At 52.8% G+C, this 13,208-nt stretch carries 6 protein-coding genes, 1 tRNA gene and 3 rRNA genes; 8 read left to right on the top strand and 2 right to left on the bottom strand.

Annotated features, from left to right (window positions below):
* The first annotated feature begins 103 nt into the window (after nt 1-103).
* From rluD to NWV12_RS16675, 8 genes are all read left to right on the top strand, one after another.
* On the top strand, nt 104-1,084 hold the full coding sequence (gene rluD / locus NWV12_RS16710; RefSeq protein WP_023308866.1) for a 23S rRNA pseudouridine(1911/1915/1917) synthase RluD: 981 nt from the start codon (nt 104-106) through the stop codon (nt 1,082-1,084).
* Nucleotides 1,081-1,812 (top strand): purine nucleoside phosphorylase YfiH, encoded by a 732-nt coding sequence (gene yfiH / locus NWV12_RS16705; RefSeq protein ID WP_039263469.1) that lies wholly within the window; start codon nt 1,081-1,083, stop codon nt 1,810-1,812. The genes rluD and yfiH overlap by 4 nt, the downstream gene beginning before the upstream one ends.
* Before the next feature lie 129 nt (nt 1,813-1,941).
* Complete coding sequence (gene clpB / locus NWV12_RS16700; RefSeq protein ID WP_048979763.1) at nt 1,942-4,515, top strand: ATP-dependent chaperone ClpB; 2,574 nt, start codon at nt 1,942-1,944, stop codon at nt 4,513-4,515.
* A 428-nt stretch (nt 4,516-4,943) separates the two neighbouring features.
* A 16S ribosomal RNA gene (locus NWV12_RS16695) occupies nt 4,944-6,485 on the top strand.
* Nucleotides 6,486-6,570: 85 nt separating this feature from the next.
* Nucleotides 6,571-6,646: transfer RNA gene (locus NWV12_RS16690), tRNA-Glu, on the top strand.
* Between the two features lie 183 nt (nt 6,647-6,829).
* Nucleotides 6,830-9,734 (top strand): 23S ribosomal RNA (locus tag NWV12_RS16685).
* 69 nt (nt 9,735-9,803) lie between these two features.
* A 5S ribosomal RNA gene (gene rrf / locus NWV12_RS16680) occupies nt 9,804-9,919 on the top strand.
* The 16S, 23S and 5S rRNA genes sit together here with 1 tRNA gene alongside, the layout of an rRNA operon.
* A gap of 209 nt (nt 9,920-10,128) precedes the next feature.
* On the top strand, nt 10,129-11,424 hold the full coding sequence (locus tag NWV12_RS16675; RefSeq protein WP_029741120.1) for an MFS transporter: 1,296 nt from the start codon (nt 10,129-10,131) through the stop codon (nt 11,422-11,424).
* Here the strand turns inward: NWV12_RS16675 and NWV12_RS16670 are convergent.
* Together NWV12_RS16670 and pssA are read right to left on the bottom strand one after the other, a co-directional pair.
* Nucleotides 11,421-11,744 (bottom strand): YfiM family lipoprotein, encoded by a 324-nt coding sequence (locus NWV12_RS16670; RefSeq protein WP_033146245.1) that lies wholly within the window; start codon nt 11,742-11,744, stop codon nt 11,421-11,423. The two genes, NWV12_RS16675 and NWV12_RS16670, sit on opposite strands and share 4 nt — an antisense overlap.
* Before the next feature lie 44 nt (nt 11,745-11,788).
* A complete protein-coding gene (gene pssA, locus NWV12_RS16665) occupies nt 11,789-13,144 on the bottom strand; it encodes a CDP-diacylglycerol--serine O-phosphatidyltransferase (protein WP_023333068.1) in 1,356 nt (451 codons plus the stop codon).
* Between the last annotated feature and the right edge of the window lie 64 nt (nt 13,145-13,208).

Below are 13,208 nucleotides of genomic sequence, written 5' to 3'. Positions count from 1 at the left end.
CCGGGAGAAACTCTGTTCCTGCTCCCGATTAAGACCAGCTACAATAGCACACTATATTAAACGGCAAAGCCGTAAAACCCAACGTTAAACGAAGAAGCAGTTTATGGCACAACGAGTAGAACTCACCGCAACAGTCTCCGAAAATCAGCTCGGTCAACGCTTAGATCAGGCTTTGGCCGAATTGTTCCCTGATTATTCGCGTTCACGCATAAAAGAATGGATCCTTGACCAGCGCGTGCTGGTAAACGGCAAGATCTGGGACAAACCAAAAGAGAAAGTGTTAGGTGGGGAAGCTGTCGCCATCAATGCTGAAATTGAAGAGGAAATCCGCTTCGAGCCGCAGGATATCCCACTGGACATCGTCTATGAAGATGATGACATTCTGGTGATCAACAAGCCGCGCGACCTGGTTGTTCATCCGGGCGCGGGGAACCCTGACGGTACGGTACTTAACGCACTTCTCCATTATTATCCGCCGATCGCGGATGTCCCGCGCGCGGGCATCGTGCACCGTCTGGATAAAGACACCACCGGTTTGATGGTGGTGGCGAAGACCGTTCCTGCTCAAACCCGTCTGGTGGAATCGCTGCAGCTGCGCGAAATCACCCGCGAGTATGAAGCGGTAGCCATTGGGCATATGACCTCTGGCGGAACGGTGGAAGAGCCAATCAGCCGTCACCCAACCAAACGTACCCATATGTCGGTGCATCCGATGGGTAAACCGGCGGTGACGCACTATCGCATTATGGAGCACTTCCGTATTCATACGCGCCTGCGTCTGCGTCTGGAAACCGGACGTACTCACCAGATCCGCGTGCATATGGCCCACATTACCCATCCGCTGGTCGGGGATCAGGTATACGGTGGTCGTCCGCGTCCACCTAAAGGCGCATCGGATGAGTTCATCAGCGTATTGCGTAAATTCGATCGCCAGGCGCTGCACGCGACTATGCTGCGTCTTTACCACCCTATCACCGGTATTCAGATGGAATGGCATGCGCCTATCCCGCAGGATATGGTGGACCTTATTGACGCCATGCGTGCTGATTTCGAAGAACATAAGGATCAAGTGGACTGGTTATGACCAAACTGATTGTCCCGGAGTGGCCATTGCCTGCAGGCGTGGCCGCCTGCAGTTCAACCCGTATTGGCGGTGTTAGCCAGGGCGCGTGGGAGTCTTTGAACCTCGGTGCGCACTGTGGCGACAACCTGGAACATGTTGAAGAGAACCGCCGACGTCTGTTTGCTGCGGGGAACTTGCCGTCGAAACCGGTCTGGCTGGAACAGGTTCATGGTAACGCAGTGCTGAAGTTGACGGGAGAACCCTATGCTTCTAAACGCGCTGATGCCTCTTACAGTAATACTCCGGGAACCGTTTGTGCCGTGATGACCGCCGATTGTCTGCCGGTTCTGTTCTGTAACCGTGCAGGTACCGAGGTGGCTGCAGCACACGCGGGCTGGCGTGGTCTGTGTGAAGGCGTGCTCGAAGAAACTGTCGCCTGCTTTAGCGATGAGCCAGCCAATATTATGGCCTGGCTTGGCCCGGCCATTGGTCCTCGCGCTTTCGAAGTGGGGCCAGAGGTTCGCGAAGCCTTTATGGAAAAAGATCCGCAAGCGGTTGAAGCCTTCCTGCCTTCGGGGGATAAATATCTGGCCGATATTTACCAGCTCGCCCGTCAGCGTCTGAATAACGTTGGCGTGATGCAGATCTTCGGCGGCGATCGCTGCACATTCACCGAAAAGGGTGATTTTTTCTCCTATCGTCGCGACAAGACCACGGGGCGTATGGCAAGTTTCATTTGGCTGATATAACCTAAAGAATCAAGACGATCCGGTACGTGCCGTTTTCTTTTCACATAATTCAGGTCATTAACCTTGAATAATTGAGGGATGACCTCATTTAATCTCCAGTAGCAAATTTGACCTGTTATGGGAGGAGTTATGCGTCTGGATCGTCTTACTAATAAATTCCAGCTTGCTCTCGCCGATGCCCAGTCCCTCGCACTGGGGCACGACAACCAGTTTATCGAACCTCTTCATTTAATGAGCGCCTTGCTGAATCAGGAAGGGGGATCGGTACGTCCTTTATTAACGTCCGCTGGCATTAATGCTGGCCAGTTACGCACCGCCATCGATCAGGCGCTGAGCCGTTTACCGCAGGTAGAAGGTACCGGCGGCGACGTTCAGCCGTCGCAGGATCTGGTGCGCGTGCTTAACCTTTGCGACAAGCTGGCGCAAAAACGTGGGGACAACTTTATTTCGTCAGAGCTGTTTGTTCTGGCGGCGCTTGAATCACGCGGTACCTTGACCGACCTGCTGAAATCTGCCGGTGCGACCACCGCCAATGTGACTCAGGCGATTGAGAAAATGCGCGGAGGTGAAAGCGTGAACGATCAGGGAGCCGAAGACCAACGTCAGGCTTTGAAGAAATTTACGGTCGATCTGACCGAGCGTGCTGAACAGGGCAAACTTGACCCGGTTATCGGCCGTGATGAAGAAATTCGCCGTACGATTCAGGTACTGCAGCGTCGTACCAAGAACAACCCGGTGCTGATTGGTGAACCGGGTGTCGGTAAAACCGCCATCGTTGAAGGGCTGGCGCAGCGTATCGTCAACGGCGAAGTGCCGGAAGGCCTGAAAGGCCGCCGCGTACTGGCGCTGGATATGGGCGCGCTGGTGGCCGGTGCGAAATACCGCGGTGAGTTTGAGGAGCGTCTGAAAGGCGTGCTTAACGACCTGGCGAAGCAGGAAGGGAACGTTATCCTGTTTATCGACGAACTGCACACTATGGTCGGTGCGGGTAAAGCGGACGGCGCGATGGATGCCGGGAACATGCTGAAACCTGCGCTGGCGCGCGGTGAACTTCACTGCGTCGGTGCCACCACGCTCGACGAGTACCGTCAGTACCTTGAGAAAGATGCTGCTCTGGAACGTCGTTTCCAGAAAGTGTTTGTTGCTGAGCCAAGCGTTGAAGATACCATCGCGATCCTGCGTGGTTTGAAGGAGCGCTATGAACTGCACCACCACGTGCAGATCACTGACCCGGCTATCGTTGCGGCAGCGACGCTTTCACATCGTTATATTGCTGACCGCCAGTTGCCGGATAAAGCGATCGACCTGATTGATGAAGCAGCTTCGAGCATTCGTATGCAGATTGACTCGAAACCGGAAGAGCTGGACAGGCTCGACCGACGCATCATTCAGCTCAAGCTGGAACAGCAGGCGCTGAAGAAAGAGTCTGATGAAGCCAGTAAGAAACGCCTGGATATGCTCAATGAAGAACTGGACGATAAAGAGCGCCAGTATTCTGAGCTGGAAGAAGAGTGGAAAGCCGAGAAAGCATCCCTTTCCGGCACTCAGACCATTAAAGCTGAACTCGAACAGGCCAAAATTGCCATTGAGCAGGCTCGCCGTGTCGGCGATCTGGCGCGGATGTCTGAACTGCAGTACGGCAAAATTCCTGAGCTGGAAAAACAGCTTGAGATAGCGACGCAGTCAGAAGGGAAAACGATGCGTCTGTTACGTAATAAAGTAACGGATGCGGAAATCGCAGAAGTGCTTGCTCGCTGGACCGGTATTCCGGTGGCGCGCATGCTGGAAGGCGAGCGTGAAAAACTGCTGCGCATGGAGCAAGATCTACACAATCGGGTGATTGGCCAGAACGAAGCGGTTGAAGCGGTTTCGAACGCTATTCGCCGTAGTCGTGCAGGGCTGTCCGATCCAAACCGTCCGATTGGTTCGTTCCTGTTCCTGGGACCGACGGGGGTCGGTAAAACCGAGCTGTGTAAAGCGCTGGCTAACTTTATGTTCGACAGCGACGATGCGATGGTACGTATCGACATGTCCGAGTTTATGGAGAAACACTCCGTCTCACGTCTGGTCGGCGCGCCTCCGGGATACGTTGGTTATGAAGAAGGGGGATATCTGACGGAAGCCGTTCGCCGTCGCCCTTATTCCGTCATCCTGCTGGATGAGGTGGAAAAAGCGCATCCTGATGTGTTCAACATCCTGCTTCAGGTGCTGGATGATGGCCGTCTGACCGACGGACAGGGGAGAACGGTCGACTTCCGTAATACGGTTGTCATCATGACTTCGAACCTGGGTTCCGATTTGATTCAGGAACGTTTCGGTGAACTGGACTATAGCCATATGAAGGATCTGGTGCTCGGTGTCGTGAGCCATAACTTCCGTCCGGAGTTCATCAACCGTATTGATGAAGTGGTAGTATTCCATCCTCTGGGTGAGAAACACATTGCGTCGATTGCGCAGATCCAGCTGCAGCGTCTGTACAAACGTCTGGAAGAGCGTGGATATGAAATTCACATCTCCGACGAGGCCCTGAAGCTGCTGAGCGAGAATGGTTACGATCCAGTGTACGGTGCGCGTCCATTGAAACGTGCTATCCAGCAGCAGATCGAAAACCCGCTGGCGCAGCAGATCCTCTCCGGAGAGTTGATTCCGGGCAAAGTTATTCGTCTGGAAGCCAACGACGATCGTATTGTGGCAGTGCAGTAAGTCACAAAACGCAAAAACGAGCCGCTTGCGGCTCGTTTTTGTTTAAAAACCAGGCGAAAATTGAGGTCTGGAGTAAGATTTGCCTGGAAAGTAAGCGGTTAGTAAATAAATGTCACTTTATCCTTGCAGCTTCGGAATTACTCCCTATAATGCGCCTCCACTGACACGGAACAACGGCACACACGCCGCCGGGTCAGCAGAGAAAAGCGAAATTAATCACTTGACTCTGAAGCGGGAAAGCGTAATATGCACACCCCGCGCCGCTGCGAAAAGCGAAGCGGCACTGCTCTTTAACAATTTATCAGACAATCTGTGTGGGCACTCAAAGTGACATGGATTCTTAACGTCGCAAGACGAAAAATGAATACCAAGTCTCTGAGTGAACATACGTAATTCATTACGAAGTTTAATTCACGAGCATCAAACTTAAATTGAAGAGTTTGATCATGGCTCAGATTGAACGCTGGCGGCAGGCCTAACACATGCAAGTCGAGCGGCAGCGGAAAGTAGCTTGCTACTTTGCCGGCGAGCGGCGGACGGGTGAGTAATGTCTGGGAAACTGCCTGATGGAGGGGGATAACTACTGGAAACGGTAGCTAATACCGCATAATGTCGCAAGACCAAAGAGGGGGACCTTCGGGCCTCTTGCCATCAGATGTGCCCAGATGGGATTAGCTAGTAGGTGGGGTAACGGCTCACCTAGGCGACGATCCCTAGCTGGTCTGAGAGGATGACCAGCCACACTGGAACTGAGACACGGTCCAGACTCCTACGGGAGGCAGCAGTGGGGAATATTGCACAATGGGCGCAAGCCTGATGCAGCCATGCCGCGTGTATGAAGAAGGCCTTCGGGTTGTAAAGTACTTTCAGCGGGGAGGAAGGTGTTGTGGTTAATAACCACAGCAATTGACGTTACCCGCAGAAGAAGCACCGGCTAACTCCGTGCCAGCAGCCGCGGTAATACGGAGGGTGCAAGCGTTAATCGGAATTACTGGGCGTAAAGCGCACGCAGGCGGTCTGTCAAGTCGGATGTGAAATCCCCGGGCTCAACCTGGGAACTGCATTCGAAACTGGCAGGCTAGAGTCTTGTAGAGGGGGGTAGAATTCCAGGTGTAGCGGTGAAATGCGTAGAGATCTGGAGGAATACCGGTGGCGAAGGCGGCCCCCTGGACAAAGACTGACGCTCAGGTGCGAAAGCGTGGGGAGCAAACAGGATTAGATACCCTGGTAGTCCACGCCGTAAACGATGTCGACTTGGAGGTTGTGCCCTTGAGGCGTGGCTTCCGGAGCTAACGCGTTAAGTCGACCGCCTGGGGAGTACGGCCGCAAGGTTAAAACTCAAATGAATTGACGGGGGCCCGCACAAGCGGTGGAGCATGTGGTTTAATTCGATGCAACGCGAAGAACCTTACCTACTCTTGACATCCAGAGAACTTTCCAGAGATGGATTGGTGCCTTCGGGAACTCTGAGACAGGTGCTGCATGGCTGTCGTCAGCTCGTGTTGTGAAATGTTGGGTTAAGTCCCGCAACGAGCGCAACCCTTATCCTTTGTTGCCAGCGGTTAGGCCGGGAACTCAAAGGAGACTGCCAGTGATAAACTGGAGGAAGGTGGGGATGACGTCAAGTCATCATGGCCCTTACGAGTAGGGCTACACACGTGCTACAATGGCGCATACAAAGAGAAGCGACCTCGCGAGAGCAAGCGGACCTCATAAAGTGCGTCGTAGTCCGGATTGGAGTCTGCAACTCGACTCCATGAAGTCGGAATCGCTAGTAATCGTAGATCAGAATGCTACGGTGAATACGTTCCCGGGCCTTGTACACACCGCCCGTCACACCATGGGAGTGGGTTGCAAAAGAAGTAGGTAGCTTAACCTTCGGGAGGGCGCTTACCACTTTGTGATTCATGACTGGGGTGAAGTCGTAACAAGGTAACCGTAGGGGAACCTGCGGTTGGATCACCTCCTTACCTTAAAGAACCTGCCTTTGTAGTGCTCACACAGATTGTCTGATGAAAAGTAAATAGCAAGGCGTCTTGCGATTGAGACTTACACGTCCCCTTCGTCTAGAGGCCCAGGACACCGCCCTTTCACGGCGGTAACAGGGGTTCGAATCCCCTAGGGGACGCCACTTGCTGGTTCGTGAGTGAAAGTCGCCGACCTCTATATCTCAAAACTCATCTTCGGGTGACGTTTGAGATATTTGCTCTTTAAAAATCTGGATCAAGCTGAAAATTGAAACGACACATCTTTAATGGTGTGTTCGAGTCTCTCAAATTTTCGCAATCAGAAGTGAAACATCTTCGGGTTGTGAGGTTAAGCGACTAAGCGTACACGGTGGATGCCCTGGCAGTCAGAGGCGATGAAGGACGTGCTAATCTGCGAAAAGCGCCGGCGAGGTGATATGAACCTTTGACCCGGCGATGTCCGAATGGGGAAACCCAGTGTGATCCGTCACACTATCGTTAACTGAATACATAGGTTAACGAGGCGAACCGGGGGAACTGAAACATCTAAGTACCCCGAGGAAAAGAAATCAACCGAGATTCCCCCAGTAGCGGCGAGCGAACGGGGAGCAGCCCAGAGTCTGAATCAGCTTGTGTGTTAGTGGAACGGTCTGGAAAGTCCGGCGATACAGGGTGACAGCCCCGTACACGAAAGCACACAGGTTGTGAACTCGAAGAGTAGGGCGGGACACGTGGTATCCTGTCTGAATATGGGGGGACCATCCTCCAAGGCTAAATACTCCTGACTGACCGATAGTGAACCAGTACCGTGAGGGAAAGGCGAAAAGAACCCCGGCGAGGGGAGTGAAAAAGAACCTGAAACCGTGTACGTACAAGCAGTGGGAGCACCTTCGTGGTGTGACTGCGTACCTTTTGTATAATGGGTCAGCGACTTATATTCTGTAGCAAGGTTAACCGTATAGGGGAGCCGAAGGGAAACCGAGTCTTAACTGGGCGTTAAGTTGCAGGGTATAGACCCGAAACCCGGTGATCTAGCCATGGGCAGGTTGAAGGTTGGGTAACACTAACTGGAGGACCGAACCGACTAATGTTGAAAAATTAGCGGATGACTTGTGGCTGGGGGTGAAAGGCCAATCAAACCGGGAGATAGCTGGTTCTCCCCGAAAGCTATTTAGGTAGCGCCTCGTGAACTCATCTTCGGGGGTAGAGCACTGTTTCGGCTAGGGGGCCATCCCGGCTTACCAACCCGATGCAAACTACGAATACCGAAGAATGTTATCACGGGAGACACACGGCGGGTGCTAACGTCCGTCGTGAAGAGGGAAACAACCCAGACCGCCAGCTAAGGTCCCAAAGTCATGGTTAAGTGGGAAACGATGTGGGAAGGCACAGACAGCCAGGATGTTGGCTTAGAAGCAGCCATCATTTAAAGAAAGCGTAATAGCTCACTGGTCGAGTCGGCCTGCGCGGAAGATGTAACGGGGCTAAACCATGCACCGAAGCTGCGGCAGCGACGCTTATGCGTTGTTGGGTAGGGGAGCGTTCTGTAAGCCGTTGAAGGTGTGCTGTGAGGCATGCTGGAGGTATCAGAAGTGCGAATGCTGACATAAGTAACGATAAAGCGGGTGAAAAGCCCGCTCGCCGGAAGACCAAGGGTTCCTGTCCAACGTTAATCGGGGCAGGGTGAGTCGACCCCTAAGGCGAGGCCGAAAGGCGTAGTCGATGGGAAACAGGTTAATATTCCTGTACTTGGTGTTACTGCGAAGGGGGGACGGAGAAGGCTATGTTAGCCGGGCGACGGTTGTCCCGGTTTAAGCATGTAGGCGGAGGTTCCAGGTAAATCCGGTACCTTTTAACGCTGAGGTGTGATGACGAGGCACTACGGTGCTGAAGTAACAAATGCCCTGCTTCCAGGAAAAGCCTCTAAGCATCAGGTAACATCAAATCGTACCCCAAACCGACACAGGTGGTCAGGTAGAGAATACCAAGGCGCTTGAGAGAACTCGGGTGAAGGAACTAGGCAAAATGGTGCCGTAACTTCGGGAGAAGGCACGCTGATATGTAGGTGAAGCCCCTGCGGGTGGAGCTGAAATCAGTCGAAGATACCAGCTGGCTGCAACTGTTTATTAAAAACACAGCACTGTGCAAACACGAAAGTGGACGTATACGGTGTGACGCCTGCCCGGTGCCGGAAGGTTAATTGATGGGGTTAGCGGCAACGCGAAGCTCTTGATCGAAGCCCCGGTAAACGGCGGCCGTAACTATAACGGTCCTAAGGTAGCGAAATTCCTTGTCGGGTAAGTTCCGACCTGCACGAATGGCGTAATGATGGCCAGGCTGTCTCCACCCGAGACTCAGTGAAATTGAACTCGCTGTGAAGATGCAGTGTACCCGCGGCAAGACGGAAAGACCCCGTGAACCTTTACTATAGCTTGACACTGAACACTGGTCCTTGATGTGTAGGATAGGTGGGAGGCTTTGAAGCGTGGACGCCAGTCTGCGTGGAGCCGCCCTTGAAATACCACCCTTTAATGGCTGGTGTTCTAACGTAGACCCGTAATCCGGGTTGCGGACAGTGTCTGGTGGGTAGTTTGACTGGGGCGGTCTCCTCCCAAAGAGTAACGGAGGAGCACGAAGGTTAGCTAATCCTGGTCGGACATCAGGAGGTTAGTGCAATGGCATAAGCTAGCTTGACTGCGAGAGTGACGGCTCGAGCAGGTGCGAAAGCAGGTCATAGTGATCCGGTGGTTCTGAATGGAAGGGCCATCGCTCAACGGATAAAAGGTACTCCGGGGATAACAGGCTGATACCGCCCAAGAGTTCATATCGACGGCGGTGTTTGGCACCTCGATGTCGGCTCATCACATCCTGGGGCTGAAGTAGGTCCCAAGGGTATGGCTGTTCGCCATTTAAAGTGGTACGCGAGCTGGGTTTAGAACGTCGTGAGACAGTTCGGTCCCTATCTGCCGTGGGCGCTGGAGAATTGAGGGGGGCTGCTCCTAGTACGAGAGGACCGGAGTGGACGCATCACTGGTGTTCGGGTTGTCATGCCAATGGCACTGCCCGGTAGCTAAATGCGGAAAAGATAAGTGCTGAAAGCATCTAAGCACGAAACTTGCCCCGAGATGAGTTCTCCCTGACCCTTTAAGGGTCCTGAAGGAACGTTGAAGACTACGACGTTGATAGGTCGGGTGTGTAAGCGCAGCGATGCGTTGAGCTAACCGATACTAATGAACCGTGAGGCTTAACCTTACAACGCCGAAGCTGTTTCGGCGAAGAGACAGACACGATTTTCAGCCTGATACAGATTAACAGAATTTGCCTGGCGGCTTTAGCGCGGTGGTCCCACCTGACCCCATGCCGAACTCAGAAGTGAAACGCCGTAGCGCCGATGGTAGTGTGGGGTCTCCCCATGTGAGAGTAGGGAACTGCCAGGCATCAATTAGAAGAACCCCGTACCGTAAGGTGCGGGGTTTTTTGCTTTGTGCTTACCCTTTCTGGCCTTTCTCTTAATCCCTTATCCTGCTAATGGAATGTGTGATCCTTGTCGCAATGTTATTTATAACAAAATTATAACATTTCATTTACGAGGTAATTGAGTCTCTTGGCTCAATACGCCGCTGTTTATGGCAGGAGCATAATCACAATGACAGAAAGCATTACATCAAACGGGACGCTGGCTAACAGTGATACCCGAAGAAGGGTATGGGCAATCGTCAGCGCCTCTTCAGGGAATCTGGTTGAATGGTTCGACTTTTACGTCTACTCATTCTGTTCACTCTACTTCGCACATATTTTCTTCCCATCCGGCAACACCACAACGCAGCTGCTACAAACGGCGGGGGTATTTGCCGCAGGGTTTTTAATGCGGCCCATCGGGGGCTGGCTGTTTGGCCGCATTGCGGATCGTCGCGGCCGTAAGGCTTCTATGCTGATCTCGGTGTGCATGATGTGCTTTGGTTCTCTGGTGATCGCCTGCTTACCGGGATATGAATCGATTGGTACCTGGGCACCGGCGCTACTATTACTGGCCCGCTTATTCCAGGGATTATCGGTGGGCGGTGAATACGGTACCAGTGCGACCTACATGAGTGAGATTGCCCTGGAAGGCCGTAAAGGTTTTTACGCCTCATTCCAGTACGTCACGCTGATTGGTGGTCAACTGCTGGCCATTCTTGTGGTTGTGATCCTGCAGCAAATTCTGACGGATGAACAACTTCACGCCTGGGGATGGCGAATTCCTTTCGCGATGGGCGCAGTACTGGCGGTGGTCGCACTTTGGCTACGCCGTCAGTTAGATGAAACCTCTCAGAAGGAAGTCAGAACGCTGAAGGAGGCGGGAACATTCAAAGGGTTATGGCGTAACCGCAAAGCTTTTCTAATGGTGCTGGGCTTTACTGCGGGCGGCTCTCTCAGTTTTTACACGTTCACCACCTACATGCAGAAGTACCTGGTGAACACCACCGGCATGCACGCAAACGTCGCCAGCGTAGTCATGACCGTGGCGCTGTTTGTCTTTATGCTCATACAACCCATTATCGGTGCGCTCTCGGATAAAATCGGTCGACGTACGTCGATGCTGATTTTCGGCGGCCTGTCGGCATTATGTACCGTACCTATTCTGTCGGCCCTTCAGCATGTGACTTCGCCGTATGCGGCGTTTGCGCTGGTGATGCTGGCGATGGTGATTGTCAGTTTCTATACCTCTATCAGCGGAATACTGAAAGCTGAAATGTTCCCGGCGCAGGTACGTGCTTTAGGGGTAGGGCTCTCTTATGCGGTAGCTAATGCGTTGTTTGGCGGATCGGCGGAGTACGTTGCGTTGTCGCTTAAATCATGGGGAAGTGAAACGACATTCTTCTGGTACGTAACGATAATGGGCGCACTGGCCTTTATTGTTTCCCTGATGTTGCATCGCAAAGGGAAAGGCATTCGACTTTAATAGCGCGCCATCTGCCACACGGCATAGCCGGTCGTTGCGCCGGCGACATCCCAGGCGAAATCTTTCCAGCTCCAGCCGCTCCCTGCGGGGCGGCTATCCCACAGTTCTTTTGATGCTCCAAGACTGACTGAGAACATCAACCCTATCGCCGCGCTACGATCCCGGCTGTATCCCTGATGCTGCGCATATTCATTGCCGGCTGCGGACAACATCGCGGAAGCGAGGAAATGCTGGGCTTTATCCTGTCCGGACCAGTTATCGTTGGCCATATGGCTACAGCCAGTCAGAAAGAGGACGCTAAGTAACAGAGGAATACGCATCAACGGCTCCATAAAAAAGCCCTGCGGGTGGCAGGGCCTGGACATTACAGAATACGGCTGATAAGTCGGTCGATACGGATACGACGTAAGCGGCGGATAAGCTTGCGGACTTTTACCGGATAATCGGCAATGCTCTGCAGTTCGCGGTAATGATTAACCACAGTGGTATGCGTGCGAATCAGCTCCAGCTCACGTTCACGTTTTGCGGCTAACTCGTGCTGCGGGTCATGGATTAGGATAGCGTTTTCCAGATCCAGTCGCCACGCGCGTGGGTTCAGGTTATTACCGGTCAGCAGCATCCACTCATCGTCGACCCACATTCCTTTCAGATGGTAAGTGTTGTCCTCATCTTTCCAGAGACGCACAACCAGCTGGTCAGTGTTTACGTAATACTGTAAACGGCTCAGGAAACGGCGCAGGTTGATCTCATAGAGATAAGGCAGCGCACCGATGATTTTGAACGGCTGATCTTCAGGAATGAAAAAGTCGTTTGCGGTTTTATCACCAACGATGATTTCCACTTTTTTACCGTCGCGCAGCAGCTGAATGATATTACGCACCAGCACGGCAGGAAGGTTGAAGTACGGCGTACAGATGGTGAGTTTCTGCTCCGCGCACGGCATCAGATGGAATATCGTTTTGTTCAGCAGGCTTGATTTACCGAGCCCTACCAGCGGGGTAACGGATAACTCTTCGTTGTTCGCATCACCCTGGAAATGATAGACCGCATCACGCAGCTCCTGGCGGAAGGCGCGAACATCGTTTTTGATTTCCGGGCTTTTAGGACGCTCAGGATCGTCAAGGCGATTAACACCGCGGCCATGGACCAGATTTTTATCAACCCAGTTAAACATGATATCGGCCATCTGCGGATTACGGATCAGATGGTAGCGGTCGTAGCGATATTTATCGAGCTGATGAAGGTAAACATCATTCAGACTTGCGCCGCTGTAAAGCACGCTGTCATCAATGATGAATCCCTTGAAATGAAGGACGCCGAGCGCTTCACGGGTATTAACCGGGACGCCATAAACAGGCACATCAACGCCAGGATTTTCCTGCGCCGTGCGGCAATACCAGTCAGCATTGGTGTTTGAGGCGGCAGCGCCAATACGGCCACGCTGAGCGCGATGCCAGTCTACCAGCACGCGAACATCAAGTTCCGGACGCTGACGTTTGGCTTCATAGAGCGCGTTCAGGATCGCGCGCCCACCTTCATCCTGTTCAAGATAGAGCGCTACAATGCAAATGCGTCGCGTGGCGCTGGCAATCTTTTCCAGAAGCGTCTCCCGAAAATGAGCGGGAGCGTAAAAGAACTCTACATCATCAACTGACTGAGAAATCTTCGGTAGTTGAGCAAGGTGTTGTTGATGTTTATTACGCTTAAATTTTGACAACATCACAGTGCGTTTCTTCTCTGTTCATTGAAGGGTTGTCTGTACCATGCAAACAACATAAGCGGAC

It is taken from the genome of Enterobacter sp. Crenshaw, from assembly GCF_024734705.1.
GTDB classification, from domain to species: domain Bacteria; phylum Pseudomonadota; class Gammaproteobacteria; order Enterobacterales; family Enterobacteriaceae; genus Enterobacter; species Enterobacter asburiae_B.
The sequence above is the reverse complement of the archived record's forward strand: the minus strand, read 5'-3'. Positions and strand labels throughout refer to the sequence as shown.

Coding starts and splice junctions, on each gene's coding strand:
- yfiH (WP_039263469.1), top strand. CDS start 1,081: ATGACCAAACTGATTGTCCCGGAGTGGCCATTGCCTGCAGGCGTGGCC.
- NWV12_RS16675 (WP_029741120.1), top strand. CDS start 10,129: ATGACAGAAAGCATTACATCAAACGGGACGCTGGCTAACAGTGATACC.
- rluD (WP_023308866.1), top strand. CDS start 104: ATGGCACAACGAGTAGAACTCACCGCAACAGTCTCCGAAAATCAGCTC.
- pssA (WP_023333068.1), bottom strand. CDS start 13,144: ATGTTGTCAAAATTTAAGCGTAATAAACATCAACAACACCTTGCTCAA.
- clpB (WP_048979763.1), top strand. CDS start 1,942: ATGCGTCTGGATCGTCTTACTAATAAATTCCAGCTTGCTCTCGCCGAT.
- NWV12_RS16670 (WP_033146245.1), bottom strand. CDS start 11,744: ATGCGTATTCCTCTGTTACTTAGCGTCCTCTTTCTGACTGGCTGTAGC.